We start from the raw sequence: 21,971 nt of genomic DNA on the forward strand, positions 1-21,971 counted from the left end.
ACTTAGTTGGCATATGGAACGCGACGTCTTAAGTCTGCCCGGCGTCGCCGACAGCGGACCGACCCACCTCCTCGCCTAACTCGTCTACTCGCCTAACTCGTCTACTCCTCTAACTTGCTAGCGTGCGTGCACGCTTGCTTGCTTGCCAGCGCGCTTGACTTGCATGCGTGCTCGCTTGACTTGCACGCCAGCGCGCCGACTTGCGACCCTGCCACCTCGCGCCACTTCACTTCCATCCTTCCAATCGTTTCAACGTTCTCCCGATTCACTCCTTCCGGCATTCCCAACCTCGCCCCTTCCGGTATTCCCATCTCCAATCGTTTCAACGTTCTCCCGATTCACCCCTTCCGGCATTCCCAACTCCAATCCGGAGTTCTTCCAGGTCGTCCAGCCTCAGCCGCTCGATCGCCCGTTGATGCTGGGGTTTGCGTCGAGGTGCGTCGATACCAGGGCGGTGGAGCGGTTTTGGCCGGTGTCCTGCCTGGTCTGGGGTCGAGCATGATCGGGGGGCCGTAAGCTGTTGCGACTCGGTCAGGGCTTCTGGGCCTGACCGCAATTTGGCCGAGTGGCCCCCGTTCTTGCTCGACTCGGGTCCCGAGCCGGGTAGGTGGGTAAAACCGTGGAGCCGTCCGCCCCCAGCCACGACGGGCTCTAACCTCGGCTACCCTCCCGGCCGCACGTTCGACGTGCACGGCCGGCCGCCGACGGAGCGGGGCGGAGACGGGAGCGACGGCGAGCGGCAGGGCCGCGCGCTGGCGCGCTGTGCGCGCCCTTGAACCCGTAGAGAAGATTTTTACTCACCCACCTTCCCCCGCTTCCTCCTTCTCGCACCCCTCCACCTCTGCCCTTTTGCCTCTGGCTGAACTGGCCCGGCTGGCCGCTTCTCCGCGTTCTTGCCGATCCGCACGTGGGCATGCTGACCGTGGTCAGGAAGCGCATGCCGGAGGGGGACGCATGACAGCGCTGGTGGTCAAGCCTTGGCGGGTGCCGGGAAAGGAGCGGCTCTACGTCAACAAGGCTGGCGCCCGCGGCGATTCGGTGGCCTGGCTGGACTGCAAGTCCGGCGTCGTCACGGTCGAGCTCCCGGAGTTCGAGGAGTCTGCGCTGGTCAAGGTCGAAGAGTGGTGCCGGTCCTTCGGCGGTCACGTGCCGCCGCGCACCGTCCGGCATCGCGGAGAGAAGAACCCACCTTCGAAGGTGGTCCCGGCACGGGTGCCGCAGCCTCGCACGGAGGTCCCGTTCCTGCCTCCGATGCGTGCGGAGGACGACCTTTCCCGGAACCTGCCCGGCGCTGGGCTGGAGAGCCTGGTCCGCGAGGGCGAGGAGCGGTACGGGCTGCTCGTCCGCCTCGCCGCCAGGCTCTCCCGCCAGCGCCTCGGTGATTCGAGCACGCTGCGCGGACTGGAGGGCGAGCAGATCGTCGGGGCCCGGCTGGAATCGCTCAGGGCCTCCGGCTGGAAGCTCCTGCACGGGGTGCCGCTGCCGTCCGGCTCCGACATCGACCACGTGGTGATCGGCCCGCCGGGCGTCTTCACGGTCAACTCGAAGCACCACCCGGGCGCCACCGTGTGGGTCGGCGACAAGGTCGTGAAGGTCAACCGCAACGGCTACCCGTACGTGGAGAACTCCGAGTTCGAGGCGAGCCGTACCGCCCGGCTGCTCACCGAGTGGTGCGGCTTCGAGGTGCCCGTCCACCCCGTCATCGCCGTCGTCGGCGCCCGGAGGATCACCCTCGGCACGACCCCGGCGGTGACCGTCATCGACGGCGAACAGATCGCCGACGTCCTGCCCGCCCGCTCCGCGGTGCTGTCCCCGACCAGGGTGGACCGGGTCTTCACCATCGCCCGCCACCGCTACGTCTGGAGCCAGATAGGCAAGCGCGGCCGGAAGACCCGCTGACCCCGGCCCGCCCGCGGCACGCCCCAAGTCCGCACCCCCGCAACGACGAAGGGCCGGCCCGCCCGGGATCACCCCGGCGAACTGGCCCTCCGTACGACGAGCCCCCTGTCGGGTTCGAACCGACGACCCCCGCTTTACAAGATCAAACGTGATCGTCGGGGACCGGCCCGAACGCATCCCGTCCGCCAGCGCCGAGTGTTCACGGGGACGCGCGGGTGTGTCGGCGTCCAGGCGTGTTGATGTCAGGAAGCGATGTCAGCATCACACCTTCACCGGCCCCAGCGGAGCGCCCATACGGCCCGGGCCCGACAGCGATTCGCTGTCGGGCCCGGGCCTTTTTGCGGTTCGGCTCACACGTCGACACGCCAGCCATCGAGCGCTGCGAGCACCCGCGCCCGCGCCTCGATGACCGCCATCCGCGCAGTCCTCTCGCCCTCATGGACGTGAGCGCTGGACGCAGTGCTCTGCCCCGGCCACTTGCGGTACAGAAGGCCAGTCTCGGCCGAGAACCAACCCCGGCTGACCGCGTTCAGCGCCATGAGAATCCCGGTGTCCTCGCTCGCTGGCAGGGCCATCCATCCGCCAAGGGCGAGCACGAGGTCACGCCGCGCACATAGGGTCGCCGGGTGGACCTGGGCACGGAAGTCGTGCGCCTTCCAGTGCTCAAGGACGGCCCCGCGCTCAATCGGCCCCTCCGGGGGGTCCTGGTCGAATCCCACAGTCGAGCCATCTGGAAGCAGATCAAGCACCCGCGACGTCGACCAGCAGATTCCGGGCCGCTGAAGTGCTGCAAGGTCCCGCGCGAGCGTGCCCTCCACCAACATGTCGTCGGCGTCCAGCACCTTGACGTACTGCCCGGTTGCCCGGGAAAGGGCCATCGTGCGAGCCACGCCAGCCCGGCCGTGCCGCCCCTGCCCAAAGGTGATGCGAGGGTCATCCGGCACGTGGGGAGCGACGGTGTCGGTCTCCCCGTCCTCCTGAATGACCCACTGCCAGTCCCAGCCTTCCGGCAACTCCTGGGCCAGCAGCGACTTGTAGGCGTCCGGCAGGTAGGACGCGGACGGCCCGTGAACGGCCGTGATGACGGAGATGACGTGGGTCATGCTCACCACCTTGTCAGCTTGGTCGTGAAGGTCAGTTCCGTTCGGTCGCCCGGCAGAACGACGTCGGCCACCTCTACCACTCGATCAGTCGTGTCGATGCCGACCTTGCGCAGGATGATTACGGACACGCCCGCCGGCAGGCCGAGCTCTTCGACCTCCTCCGGCGTGGGGGGCCGGGCCTGGAAGGTCTCCACGACCCGGTCCAGCTCGATACCTACGGTCCAGAGCTGATTCTGCGTCCCCCCGGGCCACGGCTCCTGATCTTCTCGCAGGAGGTCGGGGTTGCTGGCGATCATGTCGAGCACCAAGTACGACTGCGAGCGGTTGAGCGGGGTGCGCTCCTCCCGGTACCTCGTCCGGTACGTCCGCTGAAGCAGCGTCGCGCCCTCGGGGACCCCGAACATCCCTGCAAGCTCCGCCGTAGCGGGCACCTGCTCGTAACTCGCCTCGAAGACCAGATCGTTGATGGTTAGGCCCGTGTCCCGTTCGGTGGCCCCGGTCGTCAGTCGCTCAGCCTCGGACGCGCGCGCCCGATCCTTCTCCCATTGGTGCCGTGCGTTGTCCCGAACGACCCTGGTCGGCGCCTTCCGGACGAAGGTGCCCCGGCCGTGCTGCTTCTCGATCAGCCCCTCAGCGACCAAGACCCCCGTGGCCTGCCTGATGGTCGGAACACTCGTGTCGTACTGCTCAGCCAGAGCCGTCTCAGCGGGCAACCTCGTCCCCGGCTTGAGCTGACCTGCGCGGATCTCTTCTCGCAGGGCGTCTGCGATCCGCTCGTACTTCGTCGCCATGGCGGCTCCACCATCCCTGGTTGCGTGACTCGCCCAGGATAAGTCCTCAAGAGGAGTTGACGACTCCCTGAGAGTCCGTCATAGTCATCTCAGCTCCTCAAGAGGAGTTGAGGACAAGTCCTCAACATGACTCTTGGGGCTTGCTTGACCTGCACAAACGCGCCCGGAGGGGTGGGGTGACAGCCCCCCGAAGGCAGCGCTCGACCTTTGAGAACTCAACAGAGTGCTTCACGACGGGGCTCGTCCCCGTCCCCGCGCGGACCGGGTGACGTCCGCACGTTTCGAGTGTCTTTGGTCCCCGATCCGCCCGCTCGTCGGTCGGGTCGGGGGTCATGGCTGCTCGTGATGTGACGAGTAGCTGGGCCCGCATGAGTCGGGCCGCCGCGCTCCCGGCCAAGGAACGCGCGGCGGCCCTGCGGGCTCACCCACCATCTGACGAGGTGAACCCAGTGAAACTGTACGTCGGAGGCCAGGAGGCGTTGACGCCCCTGGAGTTCATGGAGCTGGCGCTCGGCGTCGGCATCGACGTCGAGCTGTTCATCGGCAGCGAGGACGAGTCCGACGAGGACCGGGCGGTCCGGCTCGACGCCGCGCGGGACATCCTGCGGGACCTGGACGGCCCGGCGGCCGGCTTCGGGTCCGCGCTGATGCACACCGCCGAGCGCTGCCGGGCACGGACCTGGAAGGCGGCGGCCTGATGATTCAGCTCCACACGATCATCAGCGGCGCCACCCGCACCCCGCACCGCACCGCCCGCCCGGCGGCCACCGTGCTCGCCGAGTACCGCCCGGACGGAGACGGCGACCTGCGCGGCGCCGCCTGCACCGGCAGCGACACGAACCTGTTCTACCCGGACCCCGAGGAGATGGGGCCCGAGACCGCCGAGTGGGCCGAGCGCCGCGCCAAGATGATGTGCGCCGGCTGCCCGGTGAAGTCGATGTGCCTGGCCGACGCGCTGGAGCGCAAGGAGCCGCACGGCATCTTCGGCGGCCTGAACGAGCGCGAGCGCAACAGCCTGCTGCGGCGGGCGGCCCGCGACCGGGCCCGGGTGAACGCTGGGGGTGCCGGGTGAACGTTCACCGCCCCGGCGGGGGTGTTCACCCTGTGCTCACCGAGGTGCCCACCCCGGCCCAGATCCGCCGTACGTCGCTCGTGATCAGCACCGGCACGTGGGTCCTGACGGGGGCGGTGGTCGCGGTGAGCATGTCCACCGCCGCCCCGTTCATCGACGCCCACTCGCCGGGCTACGGCACCGGCCCCGTGATGGCGGTCGCCGGTGACGGCTGCTTCATCCTGAGCCTCCAGGCGGACAGCACGCTGGCCCGCTTCGGGGTGAGCGCCGGACGCTGGCCGGCCCTCTTCCGGTGGGTCACCGGACTGGCAACCGTGTGGCTCAACATCGGCGCCGCCGCGCTGGCAAAGGACCTGGTCGGGGTCGTGATCCACCTGATCCCGCCGCTTCTGCTTCTGCTCGTCGCCGAGGCCGGACCCGCCTACCGCAGGGCCCTGGCTCGCCTCGCGAAGCGGCCCCAACCGCCGCTCCGCACCCGCCCTGCGACGATCCCGCAGGCCGCCCGGCAGGTGGTGAACACCCCGCTGTTCACCCTTCCGCAGGCACCGTTCACCCCCGCCCCGCAGCCCACCGCAACCCTGCCGCCCGTCCCCGGAATCGAGGCCCGGGAGGCACTTCCGGCGGGTCCGGCGCAGACGGTGAACACCGAGCCCGTTCACCCGGCGCTCACCCCCGTTCACCCTGCCTCGACCGACACCGCCGAACCGATCACCGACCCGGTTCCGGAGGGCGCCGACGACGTGATCGACGGCCCGGTGTACCCGGAGGGACCGGACGTGGTGAACACCTCGGAGCCCGAGGCGTTCACCGCCGAGGACGAGGTGAACACCCCCGCCGACGGGGTGAACACCGCCCCGGCCCCCATCCGGCTGGACGAGGCCGAGGCCGCCCGCGTGATCGAACAGTGCTGGCGCGACGGCGTCTCGCAGCGCCAGGCCGCCCAGCGCTCCACCCGCGCCGCCTCCTACGTCAACGTCGTCTACAAGCGGCTCAACGAGCAGCACGACGGCGGCGCCGAGGCGGTGGCCGCATGAGCCGCCCCCGCCACTGGGACCCCGAGGGCGCCCGCCACGGCGGCACCCCCACCTACCCGTGGCGCATGGCCCCGGCGGGCTACTTCACCCGCCGGCAGCTCCGCGCCAAGGGCCTGCGCCCCGGCGGACAGGACGTCGCCGCACAGATCATGTGGCGCTCCCGCTACGGCGGCACCCGCCCCGCCTACCTCTACCGCCTCGCGTTGGCCAAGCCCGTGAGGCCGATGACCCCCGCGCGGACCGCCGCCCTCGCCAAGGCCAACGCCGCCCGCCGCACCTGCCCCGCCTGCGGGCAGGACGCCGGCTACGTGCTCCCCGCGCACCTCGACACCTGCCTGACCTGCGCCAACTGACCCGAACGGAGACCTCGTGTCGGACACCACCGCCACCGTGGCCCGGGCCGCCGAGCCCACCCACGCGTGGCTGATCACCCTCCAGTACCCGGTGCACAACGGCTACGCCGTCGTGACCCACAACGGCACCCTGACCGTCGCGTCCGGCGGCACCCGCGAGCGCGCCTACCTGGACATCCGGGACTGGCTGACGCAGCAGAGGCCCGAGCTCGCGCGCGGCAACGTCCTGTTCTTCTCGCTGGAGCCCTACCGGCTCTGACCTGCCCCGGAGGTTCGTCATGGGTCGCATCCGCACCACCAAGATCCAGATACCGGCACAGCGCGGCCGTGGGCGGCGGGGAGCACCGTCCGCGCACGTGGTCGACCTCGGCCGGGGTACCGCCCCGGTCGTGCTGGTCGTCCCGCAACAGCGCTCCCTGAGCGGGCGGTTGGCGCTCGCGATCGCCCGCGCCATGTGGCGTCGGCGGGTCGCGTGGGCGCCGACCTGGGCCGGGATCGGCGTCTTCGCGGCGGCGGGCGTACTGTCCGCCGCCCCGGCCATCGCGCTGGCCCTCGCCGTCCCGGCGGTGCTGCTGCCCGCCGGGTGGGCGCTGATCCTGCGCCGTCACTCGCGCTCGGCTGTACGGCGCAAGGCCCGCGCCCACGCCCGGGCCGTCGCCGCCATGTCGGCCGGCCTCGGTTGGTCGGCGCTCGCGATCTGGTTCGGCCCCGTGAACGGCCTGCTCGCCGTCGCGTGGCTGGCCGGGACCGCCACCGCGCAGACGCTCTGGTGGCAGCGCCGTCGCAAGGTCGCCACCACCCCGATCGACACCCCGCAGGTCTGAACTCCCCTTGGAGGCAGCACAGATGAGCACCCCTCCCAACCCCGGCAGCCCGTTCCCGCCCCCGCGCCGCTCCGGCACCCCGCACCCCGGCGCCGCCGGTCCCGGTAGGACCCCGCCCCCGAACGGCGGCAACTCCCGCACCCGCGTCGGCCCGAGCTACCACTTCAACTACACCCGCAACACCGCCAGTGGCGGTGGCGGGTACGCCGGCGGCCGGGGCCCCAGCGGCCCGGGCCCGGCGGCGGGCGGGATCGGCCAGCCGTCCGGCGGCGGCCGGGGCGCGGGCGGCGGCAACGCCTACTCCCCGCTCGGCGACCCGGAGTTCTTCACCAACCAGGACGTGCGGAACTACTGCGAGCAGGGCCGCTCCGCGATGTCCCGGGTCTCGTTCGACCTGGCCATGGCCTACGAGTTGCTGAACGCCGTGCTCAAGGAGGTCCCCGACGCCGAGGGCCGCCCGTTCGGCTCGCTGGCCCGCGCCCGGCGTGTGGCCAAGCACCTGAAGAAGGCCGCCGACGACGCGAAGGAGTGCGCCGCCGAGATCGCCCGCACCTACGCCGCGTTCCAGCGCGAGTACGACCCCGAGATCTCCCGCGTGGCCCAGCCCCGCGCGCCCCGCCGCAAGTTCGACTTCGGCGGCTGATCCCGCTCTGATCCCCGGGCCGGGGCAGGGCGCGCACCGCCCCCACCCCCAGCCGGTCGGGTGAGCTGTGCCGCGCGCTGCCCCGGGCCGGGGCCCTCCACCCCACGCCCCGCAGCCCAGGGAGGCCGCCCGTGGCTCGCCGCCAGCCCCAGACCATCGCCCAGCTCGACACCGGCCAGCAGGTCGGGTATCTGCATCTCGACCCCAACCAGCACGCCGGCGGTGTCGGCGAGTACTTGCTCCACCGCGTGAAGCCCTACCTGCCGCCGTGGATCGTCGCGGGCGGCACCGGCATCCTGTCGCTGCCCGCGAACGCCATGTGGGGCGAGTCGGCGGCCGGCGCGGTCGGGCTGACCCTCGCCTCCCTCGGCCTCACGGCCGCCACCTGGTGGGCGGGCCGCCCGACCAGCCAGCAGCGCCGCCTGCACTCCGCCATCACCGTCGCCGCCGGTACGTCGTGGTTCACGGCCGCCGCCCTCGCCGGACCCATCTCCGGCCCGCTGCCCAGCCTCTACCTGATAGGGGGATCGGCGCTCGCGGCGACGTGGAACATCCGCCAACTGCTGCGGGTCAACCCCGAGGGCGCGCCGAACGAGGGCGACAAGGGGCTGTTGGAGAAGGTCGGGCTCGCCAAGACCCTGGTTACCTCCGCGAAGGTCCAGCCCAACAAGGCCGAGTTCGAACTCCAGCTTCCCGGCGGCGAGTTGACCCCGGACGACGTGTCCAAGGCCCTTCCCAAGCTCGCCGGCGCGCTGCGGGTCGCCAAGAACGCGGTCCGCACGCTCCCAAACCCGGACGACTCCTCCCGCGTCGCGCTGACCGTAGTACCGCACGACCTGCTCAAGGCCGGCGCCGTCTACCCGGGCCCGTCGTACCCGGGCGGCTCCATCGCCGACCCCGTCCACACCGGGATCTACGAGGACGGCGCCCACATGGCGATGTTCTTCCCCGGCGACCCCGAGGCCGGCCGCAACGCCATGCACCTGCTGATCATGGGGATGACCGGCTCCGGAAAGTCCGAGGGCGGCATCACCGCGCTGACCGAGGTCATCACCCGACGCGACGTGATCGTGTGGGCGTCCGACCCGGCCAAGGCCGAGCAGACCCTCGGCCCGCTGCTGCCCGCGATCGACTGGGCCGCGCTCGACATCAAGTCGACCAAGGCCATGGTCAACGCGCTCAAGGCCGTGATCCCGGCCCGCACCGCGTGGCTGGCCAAGTACGGCTACAAGCAGTGGGAACCCGCCTGCGCTGAGACGCAGGCAGACGGCTCGCCCGGCATGCCGTACCTGCTCGCCTGGTTCGAGGAAGCGGCCAAGTCCCTGCGGGAGATCGACGAGGACGCCTTCACCGGCCCCGCCCAGGAAGCACGCTCCGCCGGTATCAGCATCGTCATCTCTCTCCAGCGCGCCTCCCACACCCAGATGAGCACCGACACCCGTGCTTCCCTCGGCTCGTCCTGGGTGTTCGGGCTGCGGGACGACAAGGACGCGCAGTTCGCGCTGTCCGACGAGGCCCTGGACGCCGGCGCCTCGCCGCAGGCGTGGAGGGACAAGAAGCCCGGGTACTGCTACCTGACCGCCAACGGCATCCCGGAGACGTTCTGGGCCACCCCGGGCCGCGCCTACCTGACCCCGGTCGACTCCATCACGCGCAACGTCGCCGAGTTCGCCCACCTGCGCGCCGAGTGCGACCCGGTCACCGCCGCAGCCGCCGCCAAGGCCGCCGGGAACGCCTTCACCCAGCGCACCCGCTACCCCCTCCCCGCCCTGCCGGGCGCCGAGGACGGCGAGGACGGCGGGATCTACGAGCAGGAGGAGAACACCCCCATGCCCTACGACTACGACCTCGACCCTGACGACACCGGCGACGAGGACGACGGGATCGACCCGGACGCCGAACTCCCGCCCGTCGAGCACGTGGTGGAGATCGCCCCGCCGGAGATCCCGCCGCGCACCCGGGTCGGCAAGGCCGAGGCCAAGAAGATCATGTTCGAGCTGCTGGCCGAGTTCGAGTCCGAGGGCCGCACCGAGGTCGGCCCTGCGGACTTTATGGAGTACTGCGACCGCTTCAACCGGGGCCGTAGCTGGGTGTCCGGACAGGTCTCCGAGATGGTCGACGCGGGCCGCCTGCGGGAGACCGACGAGGTCGGCCGCTACGAGATCATCCCGTTCCAGTCGGCCGCCGCCTGACCCGCTCGTGACGGTCCTGACGCGTCTGACGCGTCAGACGGCCCTGACGCCGAACGGGCCGATTTCCCCGGGTAACGCGTGCGCGCGAGGGGTGTCTGACGCGTCTGACGCCCCGTCCTGACGCTTCTGACGCCCCTCCCGCGCCCGGCCTGACACCCCGCCTCCCACCGCTCGACCGCGCCCCGGAACCGTTTCCGAGGCGCACGGAAGGACCCTCCCCCGTGATCGTCTCCGTCTCCTCCGCCCTGCTGTTCGCGATCATCACCGTCGTCCTCGTCCGCTCCCAGCGCGTCAGCGCCGGCAGCGCTGTCCTCATCTGGCTGTCCGGCTTTACCGTCGCCGGCACCGGCCTCGCCGGACCCGTCAACAGCGCCCTCGGCGCCCTCGCCCACTACGTCTCCACCATCCACTGACCCACCGCCAGCCCGCCGACAGGAGAAGCACCGTGGACCACACCGCCAACCCGCAGCCGCCGTTCGCCGCCCCGGTGCTCTACACCCAGGACGGCACCCCCTACTACGCCACCCAGCCCGCCCCGGCGCCCCTCGCCCTCTACCACCCGACCGCACCGCTCCCCGCCCCGATCCACCACCCCGGGCCCGCCTACCTGCCCGCCCCGCACACCACCGCCCCCGTGCCGGTCCCGATCACGACCCCGGCGAGGGACCCGTGGCCCGCCCGCCTGCTCGCCGGCGGCGTCGGCATCGGCGCTGGGGGCCTCGGCCTGGGCTTCCTGCTGCAGACCCTCGCCGCCGCCACCACCGGCCTCGGCCTGCTCGTCGGCGCGCTCGGGGTCCTCTACCTGCTCAAGAACAGCGGGGGCGGCGGGAGCCGGGGCGGGCAGGGCGCCGTGAACGTGAGCGTCAACGTCACCAACCGCAACCGCTGACCTGGAGGAACCCGCATGGCCCGTCTGCGTCTGCAGTACGCCGAGTCGCCGCGCCCCGTGATTGAGCTGACCGATACCCCCAACCCCAAGTGCTCCGCCTGCGAGGGCATCGGCGGCTGGACCGAGGACTACGGCGACTACGACACCGGCGAGTACGCCGGCACCGAGACCGTCCACTGCACCTGCTGGGACCCGTGGCGCATCCGCCGCCTGCTGCCCGTCCCGCGCTGGCTCGCCCGCCGCTGGCTCGGCTGGACCGAACCCGTCTACTCCGCCGAGCCGCCGTTCTAGCCGCACCGAGCGCCTGCCCGACCGGCCGTGCCGCCCGGACCACCGCCGCAGCCAGCGGCTGGGGCCCGGACGGTGCGGGGGCCCGGCAGACCCGCTGCCGCGCGCACGAAGCCCCACACCAGCCGCCTTTTCTTGGCAGAGAACCGGCTGGTGCGGGGCTGTGCATCCCTCAACGAGATGGGACCAGCATGCCCCAGTTCGACCACTCCACGCTCGTCATCATCGACTACACCGCCGACCGGGAGAACGCCAGCGACGGCCACTCCCGCTACGGCGCCTACATCGCCCAGCACGCCGCCGACTTCCACGAGGACGGCCAGCCGCTCCGCCCGGTGGAGTTCGCCGCCGCCGCGTGGCGCACCGCCACCAGCCCCGTCATGGCCCCGGGCTACGCGGTCGTCCGGCCGGACCTCGACCGGGTCGAGGTGTACGCCGACCACGACGGCGGCGCCCAGTTCTGCGCGAAGGTCGGCCTGCGGCACAGCCAGCTCACCCACCGCCCCGCCAGCCGGCCGCTCGACTGGGAGCGCGCCCCGTGGACCCGCTCGAACGAGCCGTGGCCCGTGCTGGTCAGCCCGGAGCGCACCGACCGCCCCGCCGTCCTGGTCACCGCGACCGTGCTCCTCCCGATCCCGGACAGCATCCTCATCACCCCCACCACGGCCCGACCCGGCCGCACCCTCACCGACGAGGCGAAGACGGTCGTCGCCGCCCTCGCCGAGCACGCCAACCAGCACCTCGCCCCGCTCGTCGCCGACCTGCTCGGCGGCGCCCGATGACCACCCCGAACCTCGCCCTCGCCGCCCGCCCGGCGGCCGAGTGGCTGCCCGCGCGACCGTGGAACGGCCTGACCGTCCTGGACGCCTACTGCTGCCAGGGCGGCGCGGGCATGGGCTACTACCTCGCCGGATATGACGTGCTCGGCGTCGACCTCGACAACCAGCCGCGCTACCCCTTCACGTTCGTCCATGCCGACGCCGTGCAGTTCATCGCCGAGCACGGCCACCGATTCGGCTTCGTCCACGCCTCCCCGCCGTGCCAGGCGCAGTCCCTGACCTGGAAGATCAACAAGCGGGCACACCCCCGGCTCATCGCCCCTACCCGCGCCGCCCTGGAGTCCACCGGACGGCCGTGGGTGATCGAGAACGTCATGGAGGCCCGGGACGACCTGCGCGACCCCGTGATGCTGTGCGGCGCCGCGTTCGGCCTGCGCACCTACCGGCACCGCCTCTTCGAGCCCGGCGGCGGACTCACCGTCGCCCCGCCGCCGCACCCGGAGCACACCGCGCCGAACGCGAAGATGGGCCGCCCCGTCGCCGAAGGCGAGTTCATGCACGTCGTCGGCAACTTCTCCAACGTCCCCCTCGCCCGCAGCGAGGCCGTGATGGGCATGCCCTGGGCCACCCGCGATGGCCTGCGCGAGGCCATCCCCCCGGCCTACACCGCGCTGATCGGCCGACAGGCCGCCGCCCAGCTCGGCGGCGGGTCCGCCGCTCGGGCCGCCTAGGACGCCCGCCGTGTCCGCCGCTCTGGACTGGCGCGACGCCTCCCACTTCGACCGCACCGGCCCGCGCCCCTGCCGCTGGTGCCGTCGCCCCACCCCGCTTCGCGACGAGCAGCGCAGGCCCTCGCACAAGGTCTGCGCCGAGCAGCACGCCGCCGAACTGGAAGGACCCGATGAACAGCAACCTGCAGATGGTGGCCGCGCTCGCGGCGGCCGAACGGGGACGGCGGGTGTTCCCGCTGGCCCCCGACTCGAAGTACCCGGCGCTGCACAGCAAGGAGGACTGCCCCGGCACCGGGCCGTGTGAGGGCGGGCACCTCGGGTGGGAGCACCGGGCCACCACCGACCCCGAGGTGATCCGCCGCGCGTGGCAGGTGGCCCCGTACAACGTCGGCCTGGCCTGCGGGCCGTCCGGCCTGGTGGTGGTCGACCTGGACATGCCCAAGCACCGCCGCGACACCCCGCCCGCCCGGTGGGCCGAGCAGGGCATCACGGACGGCCGGGACGTGTTCGCCGCGCTGTGCGAGCAGCACGATCAGGCGTGGCCGCAGACGTACGAGGTCCGTACCGGCCGGGGCGGCGCCCACCTGTACTTCGCCGCCCCGGCGGGCGTGGTCCTGCGCAACACCTGCGGGGAGAAGGGCAACGGGCTCGGCTGGAAGGTCGACACCCGGGCGCACGGCGGCTACGTCGTCGCCCCCGGCAGCACCGTCAACCACCGCCCCTACACCGTCGTCAACGGCGCCGACCCGGTCCCGCTCCCCGAATGGCTGCTCGGCCTGCTCACCCCCAAGCCCGCCCCGGCGGTCGTGGTGGACTCGGCGGCGGTGCGGGCCCGGATCGGGCGCCTCGGCCCGTACGTGGACACCGCCGTGGCGAGGGAGACGGCTAAGGTCCGGGAGATGCGCGAGGGCGGGCGCAACGACCAGCTGTTCGCCTCCGCCGCCGCCCTCGGCCGCCTCGTCGGCTCCGGCGCGCTGCCCGAGGCGGACGCCACCGACGCCCTCCTGAGCGCGGGCCTGGAGGCCGGTCTCGGCGAGGCGGAGTGCAGGCGCACGATCGCCAACGGCCTCGCCCGGGGCGCCGGCACGGTGGGGCGGGCCGCATGAGCAACCGTCACCCGTCCTGCGCCAAGGAGAAGCGCTTCTCCTCGGGGCATCGCCCGAGGCGGTGGGCCGAGTGAACGCCCCCACCACGCCGTCCGAGTCGCTGTTCACCGAAGGCTGGGAGGACACCGCCCCGCCCTCGGTTGACCCCGGCCCGCCCGGGTGGGAGGAGCCGATTCCCCTCGGCGAGGCCCGCACCCTGCCTGCGTTCCCCTCCGACGCCCTGCCCAGGTGGCTCGGCGCGATGGTCGACGCCGTGGCCGAGGAGACGCAGACCCCGGCCGACCTCGCCGGAAGCTTGGCGCTGGCGGTGCTGGCCGCCGCCGGCGGAGGCCGGGCCGTGGTGGTCGTGCGCGGACGCTGGCGCGAGCCGGTGAACCTCTACGTCGTCGTCGCCCTGCCCCCGGCCAACCGCAAGAGCGCTGTCTTCGCGGCCATGACCCGCCCGCTCGTGAAGGTGGAACGGGCCCTGGTCGAGCAGAGCGCGAGCGCGATCGTGGAGGCCAACACCACTGCCAGCCTCGCCCGCGCCGCCGCCGATAAGGCCGCCGCCAAGGCCGCCACCGCGAGCGAGGACGAGCGTGAGGAGCTGAACCGCCTTGCGATCGACCTGGCTCACACCGCGTCGGAGATCACCGTCCCGGCCGAACCGCAGCTCATCGCCGACGACGGCACCCCCGCCGCCATCACCAGCCTCCTCGCCGAGCAGGGCGGGCGCCTGGCCGTCATGTCCGCCGAGGGCGGCATCTTCGACACCATCGCCGGCCGCTACTCCGGCGGCACCGCCGACATGGAGGTGTTCCTCAAGGGCCACGCCGGTGACCTGCTCAAGGTCAACCGGCAGTCCCGCGACAAGCAGTACATCGACAACCCGGCCCTGACCATGGCCCTCGCCGTGCAGCCCTGCGTGCTGGAGGACATCGGCCGCAACCGCCAGTTCGACGGCCGCGGCTTGCTCGCCCGCTTCCTGTACTCCATGCCCGAGTCCCTGGTCGGCCGTCGCAAGACCCTGCCCGATCTGATCCCCGACGAGGTCACGGACGAGTACGAGAAGCGCGTGGCCGCGCTCACCCTCGCGATGGCGGACTGGACCGACCCGGCCGTCCTCACCACCACCCCCGAGGCCGGGGCCGCGCTCGTCGCCTTCCAGGACCGCATCGAACCCCGTCTCGACCCGCGCGGTGCCCTCGGCCACATCAGTGAGTGGGCCGGCAAGCTCGTCGGCGCCACCGTGCGCATCGCCGGCCTGCTCCACCTCGCCGAGCACGGGGGCGACGCCTACAAGCACCCCATCACCGCCGACACCGTCGAGCGCGCGATCCGCCTCGGCGAGTACTTCACCGTCCACGCGCTGAACGTCTTCGAGGCCATGGGCGCGGACAAGGCCCTCGCCGGCGCCCGCACCGTCCTCAAGCACCTCACCGCCTACCCCGCCCCCTCGTTCTCCCGGCGCGACCTCATGGCCAAGCTCTCCCGCGCCGAGTTCCCCACCGTCACCGTCCTGGAGACCGCCCTCGGCCTGCTCGAAGAACACGGCTGGCTCCGCCACGAACCCGCCCCACCGCGCGAACCCGGCACCCGGGGCCGCCCGCCCGCACCCCGGTACGCCACCCACCCGCAGCTCCACCCCAACTGATCCACCGCACAAGGCCGCCCGCAGAATCCACAAAATCCACGAAACCCACCGGCACCCGCCCCGACCAGCACCGACGCCCAGCACGCTCACGCGCCACACAAGTCGCTCGGAATTCCACAAAAACCCAGGACGCCCCATCCCTCGGGCCGTCGCCGACACAGCGTCGGCGACGGCCCGAGGCGCGTCCGGCCATTTCTGCGGAATAAGTGCGGACTTCTGTGGAGAACCGCGCCCGAGCCCATCACCGCAGGTCAGACGCTACAGAGAGGGTTTTTGTGTATTCCGTGGTTTCTGTGGCACCCCGCACCCCGGCCCGCCCGCCACAACGCGGACCGCCTGCACCTCGTCACCCCGCCCCCTCCGCCAAGGAGTAGCCGCAGTGACCACGATCCCGCCGCTCGTCCTGGATGTCCCCGAAGTCATGGCGGCCCTGCGCATGAGCCGCAGCAAGGTCTACGACCTCATCCGCACCAAGAAGCTCGACAGCTTCACGGAAGGCAGTCTCCGCCGCATCCCCGTCACCGCCCTGCACGACTACCTGCGCGCCAAAAAAGAGGAGAACGCCTGATGGCGAAGAAGCGGAACCCCAACGGCGCTGGCACCGTAACCCTCCGCAAGGACGGCCGCTACCAGGCCGCCGTCTACGTTCCCCAGCCCGACGGCACCCGGGCCCGCAAGTTCGTCTATGGCAAGACCTGGACGGAGTGCGACGAGAAGCGCCAGGAACTCGTCCGGCGTGACCGGCAGGGCGTCCCGACGCCCACCCGGTCGGCCAAGCTCGCCGAGTGGCTGCCGTACTGGCTGGAGCACTTCATCGCGCCGCACCGCAAGCGGACGACCTACGACAAGTACGAGATGCACATCCGGCTCCACCTCGTACCGGCGCTCGGCTCGAAGAGTCTGGAGAAGCTCGGCACCGCCGATGTCCGCCGGCTCATCAGCACCGTGACCAAGAAGGTGTCGGCGGCCACCGCCAAGGAGTCGCACCTCGTGCTCCGCACGGCCCTGTCCGCCGCCGTGCGGGACGAACTGATCACCCGCAACGTCGCCAAGCTCGTTCAAGCGCCCCGAGTGGAGTACCGAGTGACCAAGCCCTGGAGTCTCGATGACACCCTGGTCTTCCTGGAGGGAGCCCGGCGCGACCCGCTGTACGCCGCGTTCGTCCTCGCCGTGGCGCTCGGCCTGCGGCGCGGGGAAATCCTCGGGCTGCACTGGTCCGACATCGACCTGGAGAACCGCACGCTGACCGTCCGGCGCCAACTCCAGCGCAGGGACGGCGAGTTGTACGAGGACAGCCCGAAGTCGCGTCGCCAGCGGGTCATCCCGCTGCCGATGATGTGCATCGCTCCCCTTCGCTGGCAGCGACTCCGTCAGGCCGAGCAGCGCCGCCAGCGGCTGGAGGCGGGGAAGGGCTGGCCGGAGTCCGGCTCCGTCTTCACCACGGCCACCGGTCTGCCGATCGAGCCGCGCAACCTCACTCGCTCGTTCACGCGAGTGTCCAAGGCCGAGGCCCTGCCGCCGATCCGGCTGCACGACACCCGGCACGGCTGCGCGACGCTCCTGTCCGCCGCCGGCGTGGCGCCCCGGGACCTGATGGCCATCCTCGGGCACAGCCAGATCGCCGTCACGATGGAGGTCTACACGCACGTGGTGCAGGAGAAGCAGCGGGAGGCGATGAGGCACATGGACCGCCTGCTGAAGCGCCGCCGCAAGACCGACTGATGTCATCTGGAGATGTCAGAACGCCCCGGGCCGATCACGGCCCGGGGCGTTCTGCGTTCTTCGGCGCTCTGACCTGCGCCGGAAGCGGAGCCCCCTGTCGGGTTCGAACCGACGACCCCCGCTTTACAAGAGCGGTGCTCTGGCCAGCTGAGCTAAGGAGGCACGGTGGCCGTCCGCGACGGATCACGGCGGCACCGGGGGCAGTCTACCGGGCCGGGGTGGCGGGGTGGTGGGATATCCGGGGGTTGGTGGGGTGGGTGGGCGTGATGGAACCGATGCCGAAATCGGTCGCCGGGGGGCTGACAAGCGGCGGAAGCGCGGGTAGCGTCGCCGGGAGTCGGGTTGTGCAGTGGTTCAGACCACTGGCGGGCCGACGGAGCAGAACAGACACCCTTTACTCGGATCGTCCGGCACGTTCCTGCCGGTGAAGGAGAGCACCAACCATGGCTTCTGTCACGTACGACAAGGCGACGCGCATCTACCCGGGGGCGGACAAGCCCTCGGTGGACGCCCTGGACCTGGAGATCGCGGACGGCGAGTTCCTCGTGCTGGTCGGCCCCTCGGGCTGCGGCAAGTCGACCAGCCTGCGCATGCTGGCCGGTCTGGAGGACGTCAACACCGGCGCGATCCGGATCGGTGACCGGGACGTCACCCACCTGCCGCCGAAGGACCGGGACATCGCCATGGTGTTCCAGAACTACGCGCTCTACCCGCACATGACCGTCGCCGAGAACATGGGCTTCGCGCTCAAGATCGCCGGCGTGAACAAGGCGGAGATCCGCACCAAGGTCGAGGAGGCGGCGAAGATCCTCGACCTCACCGACTACCTGGACCGCAAGCCGAAGGCGCTCTCCGGCGGTCAGCGCCAGCGCGTCGCGATGGGCCGCGCGATCGTCCGGCAGCCGCAGGTCTTCCTGATGGACGAGCCGCTGTCGAACCTGGACGCCAAGCTCCGCGTCTCGACCCGTACCCAGATCGCCGGCCTGCAGCGCCGCCTGGGCATCACCACGGTGTACGTCACCCACGACCAGACCGAGGCGCTCACCATGGGCGACCGGGTCGCGGTGCTCAAGGACGGTCTGCTGCAGCAGGTCGACACCCCGCGCAACATGTACGACAAGCCCGCCAACCTCTTCGTGGCCGGCTTCATCGGCTCGCCCGCGATGAACCTGGTCGAGGTGCCGTTGGTGGACGGCGGCGTGAAGTTCGGCGGCTCGGTCGTCAACATCTCCCGCGAGGACCTGGCCGGCGCCGGCACCGACAAGTCGGTGACCGTCGGCGTCCGCCCCGAGCACTTCGAGATCGTCGCCTCCGGCGGCATCGAGGGCGTCGCGGTGACCGTGAACGTGGTCGAGGAGCTCGGCTCGGACGGCTTCGTGTACGGCACCACCCAGATCGGCGGCGAGGACCGGGACCTGGTCGTCCGCGTGCCCGGCCGTCAGATCCCGGCCCGCGGCGAGACGATCCACGTCGTGCCGATCGCCAACGAGACCCACGTGTTCTCCACCAGCACCGGCGCCCGCCTGAGCAGCTGACGCGACCGCCGGCACCCCGGCGAACGAGCCACGACGGAGCCCGTCGGACCTCCTCCAGGTCCGGCGGGCTCCGTCCGTACACCCCCGCGTCAACACGGTGCAGGGACGAACCCGGACACCGCGTCACTCGATGGTGTAACGGAGGGCGATCCGGCCCGCACCCACCGCTACTCTCCTGAGGGTGAAGCAGCTTGTGCGCCGTATCGGCCAGACCTTCGCCCTGACCCTGCCGGTCGTCCTGGTGACCACCGGCACCCTCGCCGTGACCCGGGTCCCGTGGGCTCCACCGACCGGTCTCGATCAGCAGGTCGTGGCGGCGTCCAGCGGCGACGGCGCCGGGATCGGACGCTCCAGCACCGCGACCAAGGCCCCGGACGGCCTCGCCCCGCAGGAGTCGCTGCGGGTGGCGCTGCTGGACGAGCTGCGCGCGAAGAACCCGTCCGCCGCGCTGGACCTGCTGGAGCGCTCGATGCGCGAGCAGCCCTCGCTGACGCCGTACTGCACCTCGCTGGCGAGCGAGTTGGGCAAGGCGGCGGTGCGAAAGTACCAGGGCGACGTCCAGCGGGCCCGCTCCTTCGCCCGCCCGGTCTGCGACGGGTCGTTCGCCGCGGGCGTGGTGGGCTGACGCCCCCCGAGCCGCAGCCACGCGGGCCCGCCCGGGAGAGCGGCCGCGAAGTCCGCAGCCGAAGCCGTAGCCGCAGTCGGCGTCCTATTGTTCAGGCATGACCGCTGACTCCGGCCCCACGGCCGACCCTGCGTCCCCCAACTCCCCGCACTCCCAGGCACCGCAGGCACCCCACCCGCCCCGGCCGACCACGACGCCCGTCACCCAGGCCGTCATCCTGGCCGGCGGCCAGGGCTCCCGGCTGCGCCCCTACACGGACGACCGCCCGAAGCCGCTGGTGGAGATCCCGGGGACGGGCACGCCGATCCTCGGCCACCAGCTGGCCTGGCTCGCCTCCGAGGGCGTCACCGATGTCGTGATCTCCTGCGGGCACCTCGCCGACGTGCTGGAGGAGTGGCTGGACAAGGCGGACCTGCCGCTGCGGGTGCGTACGGTGGTCGAGGCGGAGCCGCTGGGGCGCGGCGGCGGGCTCAAGTACGCGGCCAAGGCGCTGCCCCGCCCGGACGAGCCCTGGTACGCCACCAACGGCGACATCTGGACCCGCTTCAGCCTGCGCGACATGGCCGCCTTCCACCACGAGCGGGACGCCGTCGCGACGCTCGCGCTGGCCCGGCCGCGGATCCCGTGGGGCGCCGTGGAGACCGACCAGTTCGGCAACGTGCTGGACTTCATCGAGGCGCCGCCCTCGCCCTTCCTGATCAACGCCGGCCTGTACGTGTTCAGCCCGGAGTTCGCCGAGCTGCTGCCGGACGTGGGCGACCACGAGCGCACCACCTTCCCCCAACTCGCGCGCGGCAAGCGGCTGGCGGGCTACCAGCTGCCGCAGGGCGTGTACTGGCGGGCCATCGACACCGCCAAGGACCTCACCGAGGCGGCCAAGGAGCTCGCGGCCGGCGCCGGCCGCGCCCCGCAGTAGCCCCGAGCCCCAAGCCCTCCGAGCCCCCAAGCCCCCGCCGAGCCCCCGCCGAGCCCCCCGACACACGGATCGGCCGGGTGCTCCCCCACGGAGCACCCGGCCGATCGACGCGCCCGGAGGCCTCAGGTCGCCGTCGGCGCCCCCGGACGGGAGGCCCGGCCGCCGCCGGACAGGTCGGCCAGCGGAGCGCTGCCCAGCACCCCGCCGAGCAGCCCCGAGCCGCTGCTCGGGCTGGGCTTGGATGCCGAGCCGCCGGGGCCCGGGGTGCTGCGCGACGCGGGCGCGGAGCCGCCCGATCCGGCGGCCGGGGCGGGCGGGGCCGGGGAGGTGCCCGCCCCGGTGTCCGGCTTGCCGGAGTGCCCCTTGCCGCTGGGGGTCGGGGTGGCCGGTTTGGTGGCCGGGGCGGTGGACGGTGCGGTGGTGCTCGGCGTCGGGGTGGCCGGGCGCGGGGTGGCGGGCGAGGGCGAGGTGGACGAGCCCTTTCCGCCCGGGGAGCCGGCCGGTCCGCCGGCCGGCCAGACCGGGGTGCCGTAGTCGGTGGCCGGTCGGGTCGGTGCCTGGTGGGCGCGGGCGCCGGTGCGGACGGCGGCGCCGAGCATCGAGCCGAGCACCAGGGTCAGGCCGACGACGACCGTGGTGACCACCGTGCCACGGCGCAGCACCCTGCGGCGCAGCGCCCGGGGGGCGTCCGCGCCGAACCGCCGCCAGGCCTCCAGGTTGAGCCGGCCGTCGAGTGAGGCGAACGGTGCCCCGGCGATCAGCAGCGGGCTCCAGGCCGCGAGGAAGATCAGGTCGGGGGTGTCGTAGACCGGGACGGCCCGCCAGCTGACGGTGAACAGCAGCGCGGCGGAGAGCAGCATCGCCGCCCCGGCGGCGAGCCGCTGCCAGAGGCCGAGGATGGTCAGCACGCCGACGACGATCTCGGTGAAGGAGACCGCCAGGCCGGCGCCGACCGGGTGGGCCATGGCGAAGGCCAGCAGCGGCTCGGCGACCTTCCACGGGTGCAGCGAGGAGAGCCAGCGCATCATCGAGCCGCGTTCGCCGCCGTCGAAGTACACCGGGTCGCAGAGCTTGCTGAACCCGGCGTAGACGGAGAGCGAGCCCAGGACGGCGCGCAGCGGCAGCAGTACCAGGCCGAGGTCGACCCGGCGGCCGGGGTACCAGGGCTGCTTGCCGTCGGCGTCGGCGGCGGAGACCTCGGGCAGTTCGCCGCTCGGGGTCCAGCCGTGCGGCTCGCCGACCGGGCCGACGCCCGCGTCGGTGGCGGTGCCGGCGCCTTCGCGGGGCTGGCGCGGGACGGTGCGGGCGCCCGCGAGGGACGGGATCACCTGGGTGTCCGCCTCGACCAGGCCGATGCCGCCCGCCGGGGTACCGCCCCGCTGGACGGCCTCCAGCAGCTGGGTGGCCGCGAGGTCCCCGGGGGCCGCCTGCCCGGTCCAGGTGACGGCGGTGACCCGGCCCTTGCGGCGCGGCGAGCCGCCGGCTCCGGCGCCGGCCAGGGCCGGGACGGCGGAGGCAGGCACGACGACCTGCGGGGTGACCAGCGGACGGCGGATCAGGCCCTGGTTGGTGTACGGGTCGCCGAAGGCTGCGCCGGTGGACAGCAGTCCGGCCGGTGCGTCGATCAGCGGCGCCACCGGGGAGCCGAGCCGGAGCCGGAAGCTCGCCTGGGTGCTGCTGAGCCGCGCGGGGTCCGACTCCACCTTGACGGTGTCGAGGCCGGGGCCCGCGTCTATCCCGGTGCTGCCGCCGCCGAACAGGGGGCGCCGAGGTGTTCTGGTGTCCACGCCCGTCTAACCGGGTGACGGCCGCTTTGGACACTCTCCCGAGTGGATG

General features: G+C 72.2%; 24 protein-coding genes and 1 tRNA gene. 21 read left to right on the plus strand and 4 right to left on the minus strand.

Annotated elements, in window-relative coordinates:
• Positions 1-954 precede the first annotated feature (954 nt).
• Positions 955-1,899 (plus strand): nuclease-related domain-containing protein, encoded by a 945-nt coding sequence (locus OP86_RS33545; RefSeq protein WP_234435006.1) that lies wholly within the window; start codon positions 955-957, stop codon positions 1,897-1,899.
• Positions 1,900-2,249: 350 nt separating this feature from the next.
• Here OP86_RS33545 and OP86_RS13810 read toward each other — a convergent pair whose 3' ends face one another.
• Together OP86_RS13810 and OP86_RS13815 are read right to left on the minus strand one after the other, a co-directional pair.
• Entirely contained in the window at positions 2,250-3,002 is a 753-nt protein-coding gene (locus OP86_RS13810) for a glycosyltransferase family 2 protein (protein ID WP_030062354.1), read from the minus strand.
• Positions 3,003-3,004: 2 nt separating this feature from the next.
• The gene (locus tag OP86_RS13815) at positions 3,005-3,793 is read right to left on the minus strand and encodes a GntR family transcriptional regulator (protein ID WP_030062353.1); all 789 of its coding nucleotides are present in this window, start codon (positions 3,791-3,793) and stop codon (positions 3,005-3,007) included.
• 449 nt (positions 3,794-4,242) lie between these two features.
• Here OP86_RS13815 and OP86_RS13820 point away from each other — a divergent pair, with 449 nt between their 5' ends.
• The 17 genes from OP86_RS13820 to OP86_RS13900 all read left to right on the plus strand — a co-directional run bounded on the left by OP86_RS13820 (position 4,243) and on the right by OP86_RS13900 (position 17,059).
• Positions 4,243-4,491, plus strand: a complete 249-nt coding sequence (locus OP86_RS13820; RefSeq protein WP_051830061.1) for a hypothetical protein — start codon at positions 4,243-4,245, stop codon at positions 4,489-4,491.
• Entirely contained in the window at positions 4,491-4,865 is a 375-nt protein-coding gene (locus tag OP86_RS13825) for a WhiB family transcriptional regulator (RefSeq protein WP_051830062.1), read from the plus strand. The genes OP86_RS13820 and OP86_RS13825 overlap by 1 nt, the downstream gene beginning before the upstream one ends.
• Before the next feature lie 32 nt (positions 4,866-4,897).
• Positions 4,898-5,899 carry a hypothetical protein gene (locus OP86_RS38030; protein ID WP_234435007.1) on the plus strand — a complete coding sequence of 334 codons (1,002 nt, stop codon included), beginning with the start codon at positions 4,898-4,900 and terminating at the stop codon, positions 5,897-5,899.
• On the plus strand, positions 5,896-6,252 hold the full coding sequence (locus OP86_RS13835) for an RRQRL motif-containing zinc-binding protein (protein WP_030258621.1): 357 nt from the start codon (positions 5,896-5,898) through the stop codon (positions 6,250-6,252). The genes OP86_RS38030 and OP86_RS13835 overlap by 4 nt, the downstream gene beginning before the upstream one ends.
• A gap of 16 nt (positions 6,253-6,268) precedes the next feature.
• On the plus strand, positions 6,269-6,511 hold the full coding sequence (locus OP86_RS13840; RefSeq protein WP_030062348.1) for a hypothetical protein: 243 nt from the start codon (positions 6,269-6,271) through the stop codon (positions 6,509-6,511).
• Positions 6,512-6,530: 19 nt separating this feature from the next.
• Complete coding sequence (locus tag OP86_RS13845) at positions 6,531-7,076, plus strand: hypothetical protein (RefSeq protein ID WP_030062347.1); 546 nt, start codon at positions 6,531-6,533, stop codon at positions 7,074-7,076.
• Between the two features lie 22 nt (positions 7,077-7,098).
• The gene (gene traA, locus OP86_RS33550; protein ID WP_051830063.1) at positions 7,099-7,719 is read left to right on the plus strand and encodes a plasmid transfer protein TraA; all 621 of its coding nucleotides are present in this window, start codon (positions 7,099-7,101) and stop codon (positions 7,717-7,719) included.
• Between the two features lie 131 nt (positions 7,720-7,850).
• Entirely contained in the window at positions 7,851-9,911 is a 2,061-nt protein-coding gene (gene traB / locus OP86_RS13855) for a plasmid transfer protein TraB (protein WP_030258628.1), read from the plus strand.
• Between the two features lie 221 nt (positions 9,912-10,132).
• Complete coding sequence (locus OP86_RS13860; protein ID WP_030062344.1) at positions 10,133-10,324, plus strand: hypothetical protein; 192 nt, start codon at positions 10,133-10,135, stop codon at positions 10,322-10,324.
• Between the two features lie 32 nt (positions 10,325-10,356).
• Complete coding sequence (locus OP86_RS13865) at positions 10,357-10,800, plus strand: hypothetical protein (protein WP_030258630.1); 444 nt, start codon at positions 10,357-10,359, stop codon at positions 10,798-10,800.
• 15 nt (positions 10,801-10,815) lie between these two features.
• Entirely contained in the window at positions 10,816-11,091 is a 276-nt protein-coding gene (locus OP86_RS13870; protein ID WP_033331858.1) for a hypothetical protein, read from the plus strand.
• Between the two features lie 188 nt (positions 11,092-11,279).
• Positions 11,280-11,870: a hypothetical protein gene (locus OP86_RS13875; RefSeq protein ID WP_051830064.1), complete on the plus strand. Its 591-nt coding sequence runs from the start codon at positions 11,280-11,282 to the stop codon at positions 11,868-11,870.
• Positions 11,871-11,980: 110 nt separating this feature from the next.
• Entirely contained in the window at positions 11,981-12,598 is a 618-nt protein-coding gene (locus OP86_RS13880; protein WP_234435010.1) for an SAM-dependent methyltransferase, read from the plus strand.
• A 170-nt stretch (positions 12,599-12,768) separates the two neighbouring features.
• Positions 12,769-13,704, plus strand: coding sequence for a bifunctional DNA primase/polymerase (locus OP86_RS13885; protein WP_030258638.1), 936 nt, complete (start codon positions 12,769-12,771; stop codon positions 13,702-13,704).
• Between the two features lie 70 nt (positions 13,705-13,774).
• Positions 13,775-15,337: a YfjI family protein gene (locus tag OP86_RS13890; protein WP_418952625.1), complete on the plus strand. Its 1,563-nt coding sequence runs from the start codon at positions 13,775-13,777 to the stop codon at positions 15,335-15,337.
• Positions 15,338-15,716: 379 nt separating this feature from the next.
• Positions 15,717-15,905 (plus strand): helix-turn-helix domain-containing protein, encoded by a 189-nt coding sequence (locus OP86_RS13895; protein ID WP_030062618.1) that lies wholly within the window; start codon positions 15,717-15,719, stop codon positions 15,903-15,905.
• Positions 15,905-17,059, plus strand: coding sequence for a site-specific integrase (locus OP86_RS13900; RefSeq protein WP_030258645.1), 1,155 nt, complete (start codon positions 15,905-15,907; stop codon positions 17,057-17,059). The genes OP86_RS13895 and OP86_RS13900 overlap by 1 nt, the downstream gene beginning before the upstream one ends.
• 88 nt (positions 17,060-17,147) lie before the next feature.
• Here OP86_RS13900 and OP86_RS13905 read toward each other — a convergent pair.
• Positions 17,148-17,221: transfer RNA gene (locus OP86_RS13905), tRNA-Thr, on the minus strand.
• A gap of 281 nt (positions 17,222-17,502) precedes the next feature.
• Here OP86_RS13905 and OP86_RS13910 point away from each other — a divergent pair.
• The 3 genes from OP86_RS13910 to OP86_RS13920 all read left to right on the plus strand — a co-directional run bounded on the left by OP86_RS13910 (position 17,503) and on the right by OP86_RS13920 (position 20,135).
• A complete protein-coding gene (locus OP86_RS13910) occupies positions 17,503-18,594 on the plus strand; it encodes an ABC transporter ATP-binding protein (protein ID WP_030062615.1) in 1,092 nt (363 codons plus the stop codon).
• 181 nt (positions 18,595-18,775) lie between these two features.
• Positions 18,776-19,219 (plus strand): hypothetical protein, encoded by a 444-nt coding sequence (locus OP86_RS13915; protein WP_030062614.1) that lies wholly within the window; start codon positions 18,776-18,778, stop codon positions 19,217-19,219.
• A 97-nt stretch (positions 19,220-19,316) separates the two neighbouring features.
• Complete coding sequence (locus tag OP86_RS13920; RefSeq protein WP_234435008.1) at positions 19,317-20,135, plus strand: nucleotidyltransferase family protein; 819 nt, start codon at positions 19,317-19,319, stop codon at positions 20,133-20,135.
• A gap of 122 nt (positions 20,136-20,257) precedes the next feature.
• Here the strand turns inward: OP86_RS13920 and OP86_RS13925 are convergent, their stop codons facing one another.
• Entirely contained in the window at positions 20,258-21,922 is a 1,665-nt protein-coding gene (locus tag OP86_RS13925) for a DoxX family membrane protein (protein ID WP_051830065.1), read from the minus strand.
• Positions 21,923-21,971: the final 49 nt, after the last annotated feature.

Source organism: Streptomyces novaecaesareae (assembly GCF_000716875.1).
GTDB lineage: Bacteria > Actinomycetota > Actinomycetes > Streptomycetales > Streptomycetaceae > Kitasatospora > Kitasatospora novaecaesareae.